This is a genomic window from Micromonospora sp. ATLC16 (assembly GCF_057196645.1).
On record NZ_JBXUOW010000056.1, the window covers coordinates 1 to 16,672 of the forward strand.

12 protein-coding genes and 2 pseudogenes are annotated in these 16,672 nt (G+C 71.5%); 11 read left to right on the forward strand and 3 right to left on the reverse strand.

Annotation, left to right across the window (positions count from 1 at the left end):
* Window positions 1–239 (reverse strand): annotated as a pseudogene (locus AC2CHE_RS20540) (hypothetical protein); the annotation flags it as partial.
* 310 nt (window positions 240–549) lie between these two features.
* Here AC2CHE_RS20540 and ppdK point away from each other — a divergent pair.
* Both ppdK and AC2CHE_RS20550 read left to right on the forward strand, forming a co-directional pair.
* A complete protein-coding gene (ppdK, locus tag AC2CHE_RS20545) occupies window positions 550–3,312 on the forward strand; it encodes a pyruvate, phosphate dikinase (protein WP_484506508.1) in 2,763 nt (920 codons plus the stop codon).
* Between the two features lie 44 nt (window positions 3,313–3,356).
* A pseudogene (locus tag AC2CHE_RS20550) lies at window positions 3,357–3,431 on the forward strand (pentapeptide repeat-containing protein); the annotation flags it as partial.
* Between the two features lie 146 nt (window positions 3,432–3,577).
* Here AC2CHE_RS20550 and AC2CHE_RS20555 read toward each other — a convergent pair.
* Window positions 3,578–4,060: a roadblock/LC7 domain-containing protein gene (locus AC2CHE_RS20555; RefSeq protein ID WP_484506509.1), complete on the reverse strand. Its 483-nt coding sequence runs from the start codon at window positions 4,058–4,060 to the stop codon at window positions 3,578–3,580.
* A gap of 308 nt (window positions 4,061–4,368) precedes the next feature.
* Here AC2CHE_RS20555 and AC2CHE_RS20560 point away from each other — a divergent pair, with 308 nt between their 5' ends.
* The 9 genes from AC2CHE_RS20560 (at window position 4,369) to AC2CHE_RS20600 (ending at window position 12,895) form a co-directional block, all read left to right on the forward strand.
* On the forward strand, window positions 4,369–4,722 hold the full coding sequence (locus AC2CHE_RS20560; protein WP_484506510.1) for a VOC family protein: 354 nt from the start codon (window positions 4,369–4,371) through the stop codon (window positions 4,720–4,722).
* Entirely contained in the window at window positions 4,719–5,957 is a 1,239-nt protein-coding gene (locus AC2CHE_RS20565) for a deoxyguanosinetriphosphate triphosphohydrolase (protein WP_484506511.1), read from the forward strand. The genes AC2CHE_RS20560 and AC2CHE_RS20565 overlap by 4 nt, the downstream gene beginning before the upstream one ends.
* A gap of 49 nt (window positions 5,958–6,006) precedes the next feature.
* Complete coding sequence (locus AC2CHE_RS20570; RefSeq protein ID WP_484506512.1) at window positions 6,007–6,852, forward strand: siderophore-interacting protein; 846 nt, start codon at window positions 6,007–6,009, stop codon at window positions 6,850–6,852.
* Window positions 6,853–7,141: 289 nt separating this feature from the next.
* Window positions 7,142–9,007 (forward strand): DNA primase, encoded by a 1,866-nt coding sequence (gene dnaG, locus AC2CHE_RS20575; protein ID WP_484506513.1) that lies wholly within the window; start codon window positions 7,142–7,144, stop codon window positions 9,005–9,007.
* A 2-nt stretch (window positions 9,008–9,009) separates the two neighbouring features.
* Complete coding sequence (locus tag AC2CHE_RS20580; protein WP_484506514.1) at window positions 9,010–9,540, forward strand: hypothetical protein; 531 nt, start codon at window positions 9,010–9,012, stop codon at window positions 9,538–9,540.
* A gap of 136 nt (window positions 9,541–9,676) precedes the next feature.
* Window positions 9,677–10,609: an ABC transporter ATP-binding protein gene (locus AC2CHE_RS20585; RefSeq protein ID WP_484506515.1), complete on the forward strand. Its 933-nt coding sequence runs from the start codon at window positions 9,677–9,679 to the stop codon at window positions 10,607–10,609.
* 26 nt (window positions 10,610–10,635) lie between these two features.
* A complete protein-coding gene (locus AC2CHE_RS20590; RefSeq protein ID WP_484506516.1) occupies window positions 10,636–11,433 on the forward strand; it encodes an ABC transporter permease in 798 nt (265 codons plus the stop codon).
* A gap of 9 nt (window positions 11,434–11,442) precedes the next feature.
* Window positions 11,443–12,252 carry an ABC transporter permease gene (locus AC2CHE_RS20595; RefSeq protein WP_484506517.1) on the forward strand — a complete coding sequence of 270 codons (810 nt, stop codon included), beginning with the start codon at window positions 11,443–11,445 and terminating at the stop codon, window positions 12,250–12,252.
* Window positions 12,253–12,805: 553 nt separating this feature from the next.
* Window positions 12,806–12,895 carry an SEC-C metal-binding domain-containing protein gene (locus AC2CHE_RS20600; protein ID WP_484506531.1) on the forward strand — a complete coding sequence of 30 codons (90 nt, stop codon included), beginning with the start codon at window positions 12,806–12,808 and terminating at the stop codon, window positions 12,893–12,895.
* Window positions 12,896–13,010: 115 nt separating this feature from the next.
* Here AC2CHE_RS20600 and AC2CHE_RS20605 read toward each other — a convergent pair whose 3' ends face one another.
* A complete protein-coding gene (locus AC2CHE_RS20605) occupies window positions 13,011–16,361 on the reverse strand; it encodes a S8 family serine peptidase (protein ID WP_484506518.1) in 3,351 nt (1,116 codons plus the stop codon).
* Between the last annotated feature and the right edge of the window lie 311 nt (window positions 16,362–16,672).

A 16,672-nucleotide genomic window follows, 5' to 3' on the forward strand; every position in this document is an offset into this window, starting at 1 on the left:
GCCCCGACGGTGGCGTTCGCCGGTGCGGCCGTCTCGGCCCCGACGGTGGCGTTCGCCGGTGCCGCGTCGTCGGCACGCGCCGCCGTGTCGGCCCCGGCGGCGGTCCCGCCACCTGCGGCGTGCTGATCCGCTGTGGCGGTCTGCGCCTCCGGGGCGGGGGTCGCTTCGGACGGTGCGGGGACGGCGGCGAGGTGGGGCGGGTCGAGTGGTTCCGGTGCGGTGCTGGCTGCGGCGGACACGAGGACTCCCGAGGGGGTGTATTCGCGGTGGTTGTGGCAATGGTGCGGAGTGGTGACGGAGCGTGCGGTCAAGGATACGAGGGGGTCGGCAATTGCGTGAATGTGCGCGTGGAATCGTTCCCAAAAGCCGTGCTGATCGCGAACATTCGTGATTGCTGTGCCCATTATCACCGAATGCTCCCGAGCCGCTCGTTGTTCGCTTAGCCTTCGCCCACCGACCGGCACGACTCCCCGGATTGCCGGCCGATGGATTCGGGGTATCAGAACTTAACCTTCGTTAAGTGTCAATTCGGGCGCGTGGGAGGCACTGGTGGCAGCGCAAGAGACGGCTGAGCACAAGTACGTCTACGACTTCGCCGAGGGCAACAAGGATCTCAAGGATCTCCTCGGTGGCAAGGGGGCGAACCTGGCCGAGATGACCAATCTCGGCCTGCCGGTGCCGCCCGGCTTCACCATCACCACCGAGGCGTGCAAGGCGTACCTCGACACGGGTGCGGAACCGGCCGGGCTGGCCGACCAGATCAGCGCGCACCTGACGGCGCTGGAGCGCGAGATGGGCCGGCGGCTCGGCGACCCGGACGACCCGCTGCTGGTCTCCGTACGCTCCGGGGCGAAGTTCTCGATGCCCGGAATGATGGAGACCGTGCTCAACGTCGGTCTCAACGACCGCAGCGTCGAAGGACTGGCCCGGCAGGCCGGTGGCGCGACCGACCAGGCCGCCTCCGGCGGCGCGACCGACCAGGCCGCCTCCGGCGGCGCGGACAGGTTCGCCTGGGACTCCTACCGGCGGCTGATCCAGATGTTCGGCAAGACCGTCTGCGACGTGCCGGGCGAGGAGTTCGAGCACGCGCTCGACGACGCCAAGCGGGCCAAGGGCACCGACCTCGACCTGGACCTGGACGCGGACGACCTGCGTGGGCTCGTCAACGCGTACAAGGAGATCTTCACGAAGCACACCGGGCGGGAGTTCCCGCAGGAGCCGCGCGAGCAGCTGGACCTGGCGGTCCGCGCGGTGTTCGACTCGTGGAACGCCGAGCGGGCGGTGGTCTACCGCCGGCAGGAGCGCATTCCGGCTGACCTCGGCACCGCCGTCAACGTGGTGGCGATGGTTTTCGGCAACCTCGGTCCCGACTCCGGCACCGGCGTCGCCTTCACCCGCGACCCGGCCAGCGGCGCCCAGGGCATCTACGGCGACTACCTGGCCAACGCGCAGGGCGAGGACGTCGTCGCCGGCATCCGCAACACGGTGCCGTTGCAGGAGTTGGAGCGGATCGACAAGGATTCCTACGACGAACTGCTCGACTACATGGCCCGGCTGGAGCGGCACTACCAGGATCTGTGTGACATCGAGTTCACCATCGAGCGCGGCAAGCTGTGGATGCTCCAGACCCGGGTCGGCAAGCGCACCGCCGCCGCCGCGTTCGTCATCGCCGGCCAGCTCGTCGACGAGGGCCTGATCGACCTCGGCGAGGCCCTGCACCGGGTCAATGGCGCACAACTGGCCCAGCTGATGTTCCCGCGCTTCCAGCTCGACCACGAGTTCCAGCCGGTCGCCACCGGCATCGGCGCGTCGCCGGGCGCGGCGGTCGGCAAGGTGGTCTTCACCTCGGCCCGCGCGGTCGAGTTGGCCGCCGAGGGCGAGGCCGTCATCCTGGTCCGCCGGGAGACCAACCCGGACGACCTGAACGGCATGATCGCCGCCAGGGGCATCCTCACCTCGCGGGGCGGCAAGACCAGTCACGCCGCGGTGGTGGCCCGGGGAATGGGCAAGACCTGCGTCTCGGGCGCCGACGACCTGGACATCGACGTGCCGAAGCGGCGGTTCGCCGTTGCCGGACACACGGTCACCGAGGGCGACGTCGTCTCCATCGACGGCACCACCGGCAAGGTGTACCTGGGCGAGGTGCCGGTCAGCCCGTCCGAGGTGGTGCGGTACTTCGAGGGGGAACTCGACCCGGCGACCACGGACGATGCTCTGATCGAGGCGGTACACCGGATCATGTCGCACGCGGATGCCAGCCGGCGGCTGGCGGTGCGTACCAACGCCGACACCGCCGCCGACGCGGCCCGGGCCCGGCGCTTCGGCGCCGAGGGCATCGGGCTTTGCCGCACCGAGCACATGTTCCTCGGTGACCGGCGTGAGCTGGTGGAGCGGCTGATCCTGGCCGGCGACCCCGCCGAGCGGGAGGACGCGCTCGCCGCGCTGCTGCCGTTGCAGCGGGTCGACTTCGTGGAGATCTTCCGGGAGATGGACGGCCTGCCGGTCACCGTCCGGTTGATCGACCCGCCGCTGCACGAGTTCCTGCCGCCGCTGGAACAGCTCGCGGTCAACGTGGCGGTCGCCCAGGAACGCGGCGAAGACGTCGCCAAGCAGGAGGCGTTGCTGGCGGCGGTGCGCCGGATGCACGAGGAGAACCCGATGCTCGGGCTGCGCGGGGTACGCCTGGGCCTGGTCATCCCCGGACTGTTCGCGATGCAGGTCCGGGCCATCACCGAGGCGGCCGTGGAGTGCACCCGCCAGGGCGTACGCCCCTGCCCGGAGATCATGGTCCCGCTGGTCGGTGCGGTCCAGGAACTGGAGACGGTACGCGCCGAGGCCGAACGGATCATCGCCGACGTGGTCGGCGGCAGCGACGTCGACGTGCTGATCGGCACGATGATCGAGGTGCCCCGGGCGGCGTTGACCGCCGGGCAGATCGCCGAGGCCGCCGAGTTCTTCTCCTTCGGCACCAACGACCTGACCCAGATGGGTTGGGGCTTCTCCCGGGACGACGTGGAGGGGGCATTCTTCTGGCGCTACCTGGAGCTGGGCATCTTCGGCATCTCACCGTTCGAGTCCATCGACGCCGACGGGATCGGTCGGCTCGTTCGCATCGCCGCCGAGGAGGGGCGGGCGGCCCGCCCGGGGCTCAAGCTCGGGGTCTGCGGCGAACACGGCGGTGACCCCGACTCGGTGCACTTCTTCCACTCCGTCGGGCTGGACTACGTCTCCTGCTCGCCGTTCCGGGTGCCGGTAGCGCGGCTGGAGGCCGGCCGCGCGGCAGTGGTAACCAGCGGCTCGGACAGCCGCTGACCAGCGGCTCGCCTCGCCCGGGCGAGCCCCGCACCCGTCGTGCCGTGCTGCGTCGTGCCGTGTTGCGTCGTGCCGTGTTGCGTCGTGCCGTGCTGCGTCGTGCCGTGCTGCGTCGTGCCGTGCTGCGTCGCACGGTGAGGCGAGCAACATCGGGGATATTGCTGTGTCGAACGACCGTGAGACAGCAACATCCCCGATGTTGCTGTCTCACGGTCGCGGTGCGGGCACGGTGCGGGCGGGGCGGTGCGCTAGCGGCGCGGGGCGGTCAGATCGGGGGGCGACGCCAGGTGATGGACTGCGCGCGGCGGGGGCGTTGGTTCGGCATCGTGGCCATCGGGGTGCGCACCGCCAGCGGGGCGTGCGGATCCGTCTGGTGCGGCAGCAGCGTCGGTTGGCGGCAGGCGGCCAGGGCCGGGCCGGTACGCCGGACCACCCCTCGGGCTTCCTCGCGCAGCGCCGCCAGATCCGCCCCCGGCGCGGCGACCAGGGTCAGCAGGGCGTCCCGACCGGCCGGAAAGGTGACCACGCAGCCGGCGGCGCTGTGCACCACGGACTCGTGGAACTCGCCCTGCCGCACGGTGGCTGCCATCCGATGCCCGAGGCCGAAGCTGGCTGCGGCGAGCGCCGCCAGGTGAGTGGCGTCGGTCGTGGGCAGATCGCTGGAGATGAGCAGGCCGTCAGTGCCGGCAAGCACCGTGCCGGCGATCTCGGGACGGCGTCGGCGCATCCCTCTGAGCTCGGTACCCATCATCGTTTCCGCGTTCACGAGCGTGTCTCTCCCACCGGTCGTGTATCGCCGCAACAGGTGACGTTCCGCTATGGCGACGCTACCTGTGGATGTCGATGAGTGCGATCCCGTTACCGTCGGCAATCGGGTGGCAACTCTCGTCTGATCGGAGGATGTGGACCCGCCCTGGACGCGTTGTCGGCGCGCCGAACCGAGCCCTCGGGCGTAACCTGACTTCGCTCGTGGACCGTCGTTTCGCGAAGGGGTGGCCGGATGGGATCGCGTACCGAGTTGTCGCAGGCTGTCGGTGTCGCGGTGGCGGTGCCCGCATGACCGCCGTGTGGGAGAGCCTGACCGTCGACGCCCGTGATCCGGGGCGGCTGGCCCGCTGGTGGGCCGAGGCGCTCGGGTACCAGGTGGTCGAGGAGCGACCCGACGAGGTGGAGATCCGGCAGAGCGCTGATCGACTGCCCGGCATCGTGTTCGTGCCGGTGATTGGCGTCAAGGAGCGAAAGAACCGGCTGCACCTCGACCTGCGCCCGACCGACCGGGAAGCCGAGGTGGAACGGCTGGTCGACATGGGTGCCCGGCACGTCGACATCGGCCAGGACGGCGACGACTGGACGGTGCTGGCCGACCCGGAGGGCAACGAGTTCTGCGTACTGCGGCAGCGTGGGGATTGAGCGCTGGGTCCGGTGAGCCGGACGCGGCGCGTCGGGTCGCGGAGCCGGTCAAGGACCCGGAGCACGGCCGGTCCCCGTACGAACGGGACCGGGCCCGGGTGCTGCACTCGGCGGCGTTCCGCCGGCTGGCCGCGAAGACCCAGGTGCACACGGCCGGTACCGACGACTTTCTGCGTACCCGGCTCACCCACTCGCTGGAGGTGGCCCAGATCGCCCGGGAGGTGGGTGCCCGGCTGGGCTGTGATCCGGACGTGGTGGACACCGCCGGGCTGGCCCACGACCTCGGGCATCCGCCGTTCGGTCACAACGGCGAGGCCGCGCTCGACGAGCTGGCCGCCGACTGCGGTGGATTCGAGGGCAACGCCCAGACCCTGCGGGTGTTGACCCGGCTGGAGGCCAAGGTGTACGGCCCGGACGGGACGTCCGCCGGGCTGAACCTGACCCGTGCCTCGCTGGACGCGGTCGGCAAGTACCCGTGGACCCGCCGGCCCGGCCAGCGCAAGTTCGGGGTGTACCCCGACGACCTGCCCGCCTTCGTCTGGCTGCGGCAGGGCTCCCCGGCCGGTGAGCGGCGGTGCCTGGAGGCGCAGGTGATGGACTGGGCCGACGACGTGGCGTACTCGGTGCACGACGTCGAGGACGGCATCCACGGCGGTTACCTCACGCTGGAGCCACTGCTCGCCGACCCGCACGAGCGGGCCGCGCTCTGCGCCGACGTCGCCGCCGTCTACTCGACCGAGTCGCCCGACTACCTCGACGAGGCGCTGACCGGACTGCTCGCCGACCCGGTGCTCGTCCCGTTGGCCGGCTACGACGGCAGCCATCGGGCCCAGGCCGCGCTCAAGGCCACCACCAGCGTGTTGACCGGTCGGTTCGTGGCGACCGCGGTCCCCGCCACCACCGAACGCTTCGGCCCGGGACCGCATCGACGGTACGCGGCCGACCTTGTCGTACCCCGGCCGTTGCGGGCCCGGTGCGCGCTGCTCAAGGGGATCGCCCTGCGCTACGTGATGCGCCGGCCCGGCGCCCAGGGTCGCTACCAGCGGCAGCGGGAGATCATCGCTGAGCTGGTGGCAACCCTGACCGCGCGGGCGCCGGAAGCCCTCGATCCGGTCTTCGCTCCGCTGTGGCGGGACGCACCCGACGACGGAGCCCGCCTGCGGGTGGTGATCGACCAGGTGGCGTCGCTGACCGACCCCGCTGCCCTGGCCTGGCATGATCGTCTGATCAGCTGACATCGGACCGGGGCGAACGGCACGCCGCGAGTTAGGTTAGCCTAACCGAATGACGGATCGCTCGAAGAAGGTCACCTCCGCCCGCGTACTGCGCGCCTCGCGGCCCACCCCGCACGTGGTCCGGTTGGTGCTCGGCGGGGAGGAGCTGGCCGGCCTGCCGGTCGGCGAGTTCACCGACCACTACATCAAGATCGTCTTTCCGGTCGCCGGTGTGGACCACCCGCGTCCGCTCGATCTCGCCACCATTCGTCGCGACCTGCCGCGCGACCAGTGGCCCCGGCTGCGGGCGTACACGGTCCGCGCCTGGGACCCGACGGCGGGGGAGCTGACCGTCGACGTGGTGCACCACGGTGACGAGGGGCTGGCCGGCCCGTGGGCCGAGGCGCTGCGCCCCGGTGACGAGGTGCTGTTCGTCGGCCCGGGTGGGGCGTACGCGCCGAGCCCGGCGGCCGACTGGCACCTGCTGGTCGGCGACGAGAGCGCCCTGCCGGCGATCGCTGCCGCCCTGGCCCGGCTGCCCGTCGGTGCGCCCGCGTACGTCTTCGTCGAGGTCGACGGCCCGGCCGACGAACAGCCGCTGCCCAGCCCCGGCGCGGTGCGGCTGACCTGGCTGCACCGGGGCGTGCGCCCGGTGGGTGAGGCGTTGGTGGCCGCGGTGCGTGAGCTGGAGTTTCCGCCCGGCACGGTGCACGCCTTCGTGCACGGTGAGGCTTCCTTCGTCCGCCAGTTGCGCCGGTTGCTGCGAGTGGAGCGGTCGGTGCCCCGCGAGTGGTTGTCCATCTCCGGCTACTGGCGAAAGGGCCTGGACGACGAGGGCTGGCGGGCCACCAAGCCCGACTGGAACCGCCAGGTCGAGGCCGACGAACAGGGCCGCGTTCCCGTGCCGCTCGGTTGACCATCGAGCCGATAACCGGCTAGGTGGCACCCCAACGCGCCCCGGAACGGCCGAAAGTCGACTCCAAGGTGCGATCAGCCGGATTCTCGGAGCACGACGGCACGAGCTGACCGGTCCTACCCGCCCGCCGCGCCGTCCCGCCTCCGTGGCGGAACGGCGCGGCGTCGGTGTTCGCGCCCCGCGTCGATGGTGTCGGCAAGGGTGCATCCGCTGTCGGGGACGTCACCAAGGGGCCGTTCCGCGCGCCGTGGTCGGGCAGGGCAGGATGTAGGTCGAGGAGGTGGCGGGTATGGCGGGGCGGATCCGGGACGAGGACATCGCGCTGGTCCGCGAGCGTACGTCCATCGCCGAGATCATCTCCGACACCGTGACGCTCAAGTCGGCTGGCGGCGGCAACCTCAAGGGGCTGTGCCCGTTCCACGACGAGAAGAGCCCGTCGTTCAACGTCTCGCCCGCCCGCAACGTCTGGTACTGCTTCGGTTGTGGTGCCGGCGGCGACGCCATCAAGTTCCTGATGGACGCCGAGCACCTCAGCTTCGTCGAGGCGGTGGAGCGGCTCGCCGCCCGCGCTGGCCTGCAACTGCGGTACCTGGAGGACGACCGGTCCGCACCTCGCCCCAACCGCCCGCAGCAGGGGCAGAAGCAGCGGCTGGTGGCCGCGCACGCCGCCGCCGTCGAGTTCTACAGCGCGCAGCTGGCCACGGCCGGTGCCCGTCCCGCCCGGGAGTTCCTGGCCGAGCGCGGCTTCGACCGGGCCGCCGCGCAGCGGTACGGCTGTGGCTTCGCCCCCGACGGATGGGATCTGCTCACCAAGCATCTGCGTCAGCGTGGCTTCAGCCACGACGAACTGGTCACCGCCGGGCTGTCCCGCCCGGCCCGCTCCGGCAGCCTGATCGACCGGTTCCGCCGCCGGCTGCTCTGGCCGATCCGTGACCTGACCGGTGACGTGATCGGCCTCGGTGCGCGCAAACTCTTCGCCGACGACGACGGCCCGAAGTACCTGAACACCCCCGAGACGCCGATCTACAAGAAGTCCCACGTGTTGTACGGCATCGACCAGGCCAAACGGGAGATCGCCAAGCAGGGCCGGGTGGTGGTGGTCGAGGGCTACACCGACGTGATGGCCTGCCACCTGGCCGGCGTACCGACCGCCGTGGCGACCTGCGGCACCGCCTTCGGCGCCGACCACATCGGCGTACTGCGCCGGCTGCTGCTGGACACCGACGCCGTCGCTGGCGAGATCATCTTCACCTTCGACGGGGACGCGGCCGGGCAGAAGGCCGCGCTGCGCGCCTTCGACGACGATCAGCGCTTCGTCGGGCGTACCTTCATCGCGGTCAGCCCCGACAGCATGGACCCGTGCGAGCTGCGGCTGGCAAAGGGCGACCTGGCCGTGCGCGACCTGGTCGCCCGCCGCGAGCCGCTTGTCGACTTCGCGCTGCGTCACGTGATCGGCCGGTACGACCTGGACACCGTCGATGGTCGGGTCGAGGCGATGCGGCGTGCCGCGCCCCTGGTGGCGAAGCTCAAGGACCGGGAGAAGCGCCCGGAGTACGTCCGCAAGCTCGCCGGCGACCTCGGCATGGAGATCGAGCCGGTGCAGCGGGCGGTGCTGACCGCCGCCTCGGGACGACCGGGGGACGCACCGGCTTCGCGGCCCGCCCGGGCCGAGCCGAGCGTGGACAGCCCGCAGTCGATGGTCGAGCGGGAGGCGCTGAAGCTGGCCCTCCAGGAGCCGGTGCTGGCCGGTCCGATGTTCGACGCGGTCGAGGCCACCGACTACCGGCATCCGGTGCACGTGGCCGTGCGGGCGGCGGTCGCCGCGGCCGGCGGGGTCGCCTCGGCGGCCGGCGGCGCGGTGTGGATCGAAGCGGTACGCGACGCCTGCGGGGATCTCGCCGCCCAGGCCCTGGTCGGTGAGCTGGCCGTGGAACCACTGCGGATCGACGGCGAACCGGACCCCCGCTACGTCTCGATCACCATGGCGCAGGTGCAGTGGGGGTCGGTCACCGCACGGATCCGGGAGCTGAAGTCCCGGATCCAGCGGATCAATCCGGTGAACAACAAGGACGAGTACTTCGCCGCCTTCGGTGAGCTGCTCTCGCTGGAGCAGCACGCCCGTGCCCTGCGCGAGCAGGCGGCGGGAGGGTTGTAAAGATGCCACTGTTCCGCCGCCGGCCGAAGCTCCCATTGGCCGACCGGCCACCGTTGGAGCGCGACGAACGGGTGCTGGCCTGGGCCGCCGCCGGCGAGGGCGACGGGGTGGTGGTCGCCACCAACCTCGGGCTCTGGCTGCCCGGCCGGGGGCACCGGATCGGCTGGCACGACGTCGTCAAGGCCGTCTGGTCGGGCCGGGAACTGACCGTGACGCCGGGCGAGCAGGTCGCCGAACGGGACGGCTACCTGGTGGTCGCCGAGTTGCCGGCCGAGCGGTACCTGCTGCTCGATCCGGGTGACCTGCCGGACCAGGTACGCACCCGGGTCACCCGCTCGGTCGCGTACACCCAGCACCATGCCCTGCCCGGCGGGTCCGGTCGGGTCGTCGGTCGCCGGGTGCCTGGCAGCGACGGTCTGACCTGGATGGTCCACTACGATCCCGGCACCCCCACCGACGCCTCCGACGTCCTCGCCGAAACCGACCGCCTCGTCGCCGCCGCCCGCACCGCCACCACCCCCGCCGACCTCTGACAGTCCCCTGTCCCCGCGATCATGCACTTATGGCACCGGAAATCTGGCGAATGTCCGGCTTGTTCGGTGCCACAACTCCATGATCGGCGCGTAAATGCGGTGGGAAGTGTCGGGCCGGGTGTCTAGGGTCCGTGGGGTGACCACGGGGCAACCACTCATTCAGGCACGGGGGCTGGTGAAGCGGTTCGGCGACTTCATTGCCGTCGACGGCATCGACGTGGAGGTCAGCGCCGGTGAGGCGTTCGGCTTCCTCGGCCCCAACGGTGCCGGCAAGTCGTCCACCATGCGGATGGTCGGCTGCACCTCGCCGCCCAGCGGCGGGCAGCTGCGCATCCTGGGCATGGATCCGGTGCGGGATGGGCCAGCCATCCGGGCTCGGCTCGGCGTCTGTCCACAGCTCGACAACCTCGACCCCGAGCTGACCGTCCGGGAGAACCTGACGACGTACGCCCGCTACTTCGGCATCCCACGCCGGGTGGCCCGGGCCCGGGCCACCGAGCTGCTCGACTTCGTGCAGCTCGGCGACCGGGCGGACAGCAAGGTCGAGCCGCTCTCCGGTGGTATGAAGCGCCGGCTCACCATCGCCCGCGCGCTGGTCAACGAGCCGGACATCGTGCTGCTCGACGAGCCGACCACCGGTCTCGACCCGCAGGCCCGGCACCTGGTCTGGGAACGGCTGTTCCGGCTCAAGCAGCAGGGCGTCACGCTGGTGCTCACCACGCACTACATGGACGAGGCCGAGCAGCTTTGCGACCGGCTGGTGGTGATGGACGGCGGCCGGATCGTCGCCGAGGGGTCACCGCGCGCGCTCATCGAGCAGCATGCCACCCGCGAGGTGGTCGAGCTGCGGTTCGCCGCCGAGTCGCAGGAGGCGTTCGCCGGCAAGCTGGACGCGCTGGGGGAACGCGTCGAGGTACTGCCCGACCGGGTCCTGGTCTACGTGCCCGACGGTGACGCGGCGGTGGCCGAGGTGACCGCGATCGGTCTGCACCCGACCAACGTGCTGGTCCGACGCGGCAGCCTGGAGGACGTGTTCCTACATCTCACCGGCCGCACCCTCGTCGACTGAGCCAGGACTTGCTGGAAGGGGCTGCCGTGACGGCACAACCGACCCGGGACCGACCCGCCCTGCCACGGGTGCCGGCGCTGCGGGTGCTCGAATACCACCTGGTGGGTTACCGGCGCACCTGGCGGGCCGGTGCCTTCTCGTCTTTCCTGCTGCCCACGCTCACCGTGCTCGGGTTCGGGGTGGGCGTCGGGGCGTACATCGACCAGGGCGTCGGCGGCGTCTCCTACCTGCAGTGGATCGTCGGCGGGCTACTCGCGTCGACCGCGTTGCAGGTGGCGATCGGCGAGTCGACGTGGCCGGTTTTCGGCAACCTCCAGTGGCAGAAGATCTACTTCGGGCAGCGCTCGTCGCCGCTGCGGGTGGCCGACATCCTCGCCGGCCACCTGGCGTTCGTGCTGTTCCGGGTGTTGACCTCCGTCATCGCGTTTCTTCTGGTGACCGGGTTGCTGGGGGCGTTGCGCTCGCCCTGGGCGGTGCTGGCGGTGCCGGTGGCGGTACTGCTCGCGCTGGCCGTCGCCGCACCCACCTTCGCGTACGCGGCGTCGGTCGACTCGGACAGTTGGCTCGCCATGCTGTTCCGCTTCGCGGTGATCCCGATGACCCTGTTCGCTGGGGTGTTCTTCCCGGTCGAGTCGCTGCCGCCGGTGCTGCGCTGGCTCGCATACGTCACGCCGCTCTGGCATGCCGTGGACCTGTGCCGGGCGGCGGTGCTCGGCGTCACCCCGTACTGGTCGATCGCCGGCCACCTGGGTTACCTGGCCGCCTGGGCGGCCGGGGGGTGGCTGCTCGCCCGCCGCGTCCTCGCCCGCCGGCTCGTCGTCTAGGAGAAGGTCATGGTCGCTCTGGTGCTGCCCCGGCTGGTCGACGTCTCGGCCGCGTCGCGGCGGTCCGCGTCGGTCACCGAGCGGAACGTCGCGGCCCTGAGATCCGTCTACTGGCTGCTGCTCGTCTCCGGTTTCGTCGAGCCGCTGCTCTACCTGCTGTCCATCGGCGTCGGAGTGGGTGCGCTGATCGGCGACCTGACGCTGCCCGGCGGCACGGTCGTCTCGTACGCCGCCTTCGTCGCCCCGGCCATGCTCGCCTCGTCCGCGATGACCGGCGCGCTGGCGGAGACCACCTTCAACTTCTTCGGGAAGATGAAGTACATGAAGCTGTACGACGGGGTGATCGCCACCCCGGTGCAGCCGTTCGAGATCGCCCTCGGCGAGTTGGCCTGGGCGATGCTGCGGGGCAGCGCGTACTCGGCCGCGTTCCTCGTGGTGATGGTGGTGATGGACCTGACCGCGCCCGCCCGCGCGCTCGCCGCGTTCCCGGCGGCGGTGCTGGTCGGCTTCGCGTTCGGCGCGCTCGGCATGGCGATCTCCACGTTCATGCGCAGCTGGCAGGATTTCGACCTGATGAGTTCGGGGCAGTTCGTGCTGTTCCTGTTCTCCGGCACCTTCGTGCCCGCCGAGGCGTACCCGACGGTGCTGCGCTGGCTGGTCGAGGTGACTCCGCTCTACCGGGCGGTGCACCTGATCCGCACGCTTACCGTCGACACCGGCGGCTGGAGCTGGACGCTCGACATGCTCTACCTGCTCGCGGTGCTCGCAGCCGGCCTGCTCATCGCCTCCCGCCGGATGGGTCGCCTGCTCTACAAGTAGCTCACGCTCCTGCCGGCCCTTGGCGGTGCGCCCGTGTGGGGCGGTGCGCGCTGTGGGCGATGCGCGCTGTGGGCTGGGGCGGCATTTGGCGCGCTGGACGCCGCCGGCCGACCCCGCGGCGGATCTCGGCACGCCGGACGCGCCCGGTGTGCTCTTCCTCCTGCGCAACAGCGTCACCGGGTACGCCGGGACCACAACCTGCCGCACGACCGGTAGGACGATCTGGCCGACCGGCTGGAGGACCAGCTCGTCCGTCGGGCGGCGGAGCGCCAGGGCGGCGCGTCGGATCTGCTGCTCTGCGGGACGAGTTCGACCGGCTGCTCGCCGAGCATCCCGAGCTGACCGACGTGTACGGGCCGGACTGGGACGCGCACCGCGCCCGGCTGGAGAAGGGGCTGGTCCGCCTGACGAGTGCCGGCCGGACCGGGCTGGGCGTGTTCCGAGCGACAGTGGCCGGTCTGCGCGCGTTCGCCGATCGACGTGACGGCGACCCGGCCGACGCGGCGGTGCGCGCGGGTACGCGGCCGAGGTGTCGGCCCGACCCAGCGCGCGGGTGCCCTGGCCGCCGGAGCGCAACGACGCGTGCTGGTGCGGCTCGGGCCTCAAGTACAAGAAGGACTGCCTGCCGCGCTCCCGCAGCTGAGGCGGTCTCGAGGGCTGAGTTCGTCCGCGTTGCTTGACCCGAAGGCGGTCCGGGAGCCGGTAACGCCCGCAGGTGCGGCCCGGCCGGAGCCGGACCGCACCTGCGCGGCTGACCGTCAGCCGGCGTGGTACGCCCGGATGATGGTCTGCTCGATGCCGCTGCCGCCGTTGGCGGCGGCCTTCACCCGCAGCGAGACGGCCTGCCCGGAGGCGGCCTTCGGCAGCTCGAACCGGTAGGCGTCACCGCTGCCGATGACCCGGACCGCCGCCCAGCTGGCGCCGTCGTCGGTGGAGGCCCAGACCTGCACCGACGTCACCCGCTGCGCCCGCACACCGTGCGCCTGTCGGACGGCCAGCTCGGCCGTTCCAGCGACCGGGTGGTTGTCGTGGTCCATCGGCAGGGCGTAGTCGACCGCGAGCAGTGGCAGCGGCACGCTGCCGGTCCCGTCCGGCCCGGCGGACCGGAACGTCCACGACGTGCTGACCTTCGTGGAGATCGGCAGGATCAGGCTCGTGTCGACGTCGAGGGTCACCCGGTAGTCGGCCATCGCCTGCGGCACCGAGAAGTCCCCGAACGGACCCTGCCGCTGCTCGACGAGCTTCCCGTCGCGGTGCAGTGACAGCGTGCGCCGCACGCCGATCGCCTCGCCCTGCAGGCAGTCGGCGCGCTGGTGCTGGTCGGTCAGCGACACCATGTCGAGGTGCAGGTTGCCCCGGGTGCGGGCCGGTGCGCTGGCACAGCTCCGGCCCGCGCCGGCCGGGTCGTCGTACCAGTCTGAGTGCAACGGCTGGCGTGCCCAGACCTTCGACTGCCGGCTGCCCGGCAGGTACCGGTGCGGTGCCTCCATGGCCGGCAGCCCGCCGTAGGCGCCCTGGTCGGCCCAGACGATCTCCGGAGAGAGGTACGACGTCCGGTGCGGCGGCATGGGGCCCTCGTAGGTCTGGGCCACCGGCACCCCGTCGGGAGTGTCGCCCAAGCGGACCAGTTGGGTGTACATCTGCGGCGAGTCGGTCTGGTGGAACCGCTCGTCGAGGCGGGCCAACCGGGCCTGCTCCGCCCGGGTCACCCGGAACGACGGGTCGGCCGGCACGCCGGTGGCGTACTCGTGCACGAGGTTGTAGCGGTACGGCTGCGCGGTTCCAGCCGGCGAGTCCAGGTTGACAGCCGCCCAGGTGCGCCGCGATCCGATGGTCGGCTTCGGGATCGCCGTGCTGCGGATTGCCGTCGCCACCCCGAACCCGCTGATCTGGTGCCACCACGACAGGCCGTTCACCGCCGTCTGGAGGTTGGTGACCTCGACGCGGGTGGGCTTGGTGGCGACCCCGTCGACGGTCGCGGTGACCGGCCGGGCCTGCGCCGGGTCGAGGGTCACGCTCCGGGCGCCGCGCACGTCCAGGTCCCCCGCCGCGGTGAGCGTCGTCTCCTGCACGTCGCTGTCCACGTAGTAGGCGATCGCGGTGCCGAGCACCGAGTACCGGCCGGCCGGTACCCGCAGAGTGAAGGTGTCGCCGGGCGTGCCGCCGGCCCCGCCGTAGAACAGCAGCGGGTCGGTGAGGTTGCTGACCGAGAGGTTGATCCAGGTGTCCGCACCGTCGCGCAGGCCGGGCAGCGGCTTGGTGCGGATCGTCAGGTCGTAGCTGGGCTGCTCGACGTAGAAGCTCACCGGGGTGGACGCGACCAGGTTACGGCCGGTGCGGGCGGTGACGGTGGCCAGGTAGAAGCCCGGCCGGTTGGCCAGCGCCGCGCGGTTGATCCGCAGCGTCGCGCCCGCCGTCGCGCCCCGCTTGAGGGTCACCCGGGTCGTCGACAGCGATGCCGCGCGACGCGGCACGGGCTGGCCGTCGTGGTTGACGATCGACACGTCGAGGTCGAGGACTCTGGTAGCCGGGGTGGACCCGCCGGTCCAGCTCAGCGCCGTCTCGCTGGTGCCGGACTGCGGGTACGCGAACGTGTCGAGGTTGACCACCGGCTGGTCAGTGGTCGGGCCACCGAGGGCCCGGGCCGCGTTCAGGCGGCCGGCTCCAATGGCGTACGGGTCGATGCCGGTCAGCGGGTCGGACGCGCCGACCAGGGCAGCCTTGATCTTCTCGCCGGTCCAGTCAGGGTGCCGCTGCACGAGCAGCGCGGCGGCGCCCGCCACGTGCGGGGCGGCCATCGACGTGCCGCTGATGGCCTCGTAGTACCTGTCGATCGGGGTCTGCAGGTTGGTGCCGGCGGCGCGGGCCGCGACGATGTCGACGCCCGGCGCGACCACCTCCGGCTTGGCCGCGTGGTTGTTCACCAGCGGTCCCCGGCTGGAGAAGTCGGCGAGCTTGTCGTCGCGGTCGACGGCGCCGACGGTGAGCGCGCTGGCGGCCGAGCCGGGCGAGGAGATCTGCGCGCCGCTGTTGCCGGCCGCGATGACGAAGAGCGTGCCGGTCTGCTTGCTCAGGGCGTCGACGGCGAGCGAGAGCGGATCGCTGCCGTCGTCGGCCTCGCTGCCGCCGAGGCTCATGTTGATGACGTCGGCGCGGGTGGCGGCCCACTCCATGGCGGCGATGATGCCGGAGTCGGTGCCGTACCCGTGGTCGTCGAGGACCTTGCCGATCACCAGCCTGGCGTCCGGCGCCACGCCGCGACGCTGGCCGTGGGCGGCGGCGCCGGTTCCGGCGATTGTCGACGCGACGTGCGTACCGTGGCCGTTGTGGTCGACGGCGTCCCCGCCGTCGATGGTGAAGTCGGCCCGGTCGACAACCCGGCCGGCCAGGTCGGGGTGGGTGAAGTCGGCACCGGTGTCGAGCACCGCGACCCGCGCGCCCCGGCCGGTGTAGCCGGCCTTCCAGGCGTCGGGAGCGTCGATCTGGGCGAGGTTGCGGTCCAGGCCGGCGGGTTTCGCACTGGCGGGCAGGGCGGCGGCACGGACCTTGCGGTCGAGCCAGACCTTCTTCGCGCCGGCGAGCAGCGAGTTCGTCGCGAGCTTCGCGGTGGCCGGGTTCTTCTTGGGTAGGTGTCCGGCCACCGCGCCGATGCTGGACAGCGTCTGCACGTCGGCGAGCGCGGCCACCCGGGCGGAGGCGGTGGCGGGCTGCACGATGACCGGCAGCTCGGCGGTGGACTCGTCGTCGTACCCGTCGGCGATCAGCGCGGTGACGTCGAAGAGGTCCGGGTCGAGGACCGAGCCGATCTGGGACGCGACGCGGGCCGGGATGACGTGCAGGTGACCGTCGGGGCCGCAGCTCTGCCGGATCACCCCGTTCGCCTCGGCCGGTCGGATCGTGGCCTGCGGGCATCGGTCGCCGGTGCTCCGCACGGTCACCACGTCCCCGCTCAGCAAGGTGACGGTGTGCGTCTTCCCGTCGGCGGAGGTGCGGGGTGTGTCGGTGCCGGCGATACCGCCGGGGCCGGCCGTGGCGGTGCCGCCCGGTACGGCGGTCAACGCCGTGGCCGTGACCGCGACGGCCAACAGCCAGCGTGTTTTCCTGAGCATTTCGCTCCTGTCTCATGTGGATAAATGACGCCTCTTGGGCGACATGTTGCAAGATCATAGGCCCGGGTAGCGGATTTCCGGGAGACCGCGGCGAGGGTTTTTTCTCCCGCCATGACAACGTTTTCCACCAGGTTTCGACCCGCTACCCGGTTCGACGTCGATTCGATTACCGCCGCCGCCCCGGGTCGGGAAACGGGGGGCCGCGGCCACCCGAAGGAATCAACGCGACACCCACCCGGACCTAGCATGGCGACGAATGGATCTTCGCGATTGGTCCGTGCCGAGACCCGGCCGCCAGCCCGACCGAAGGG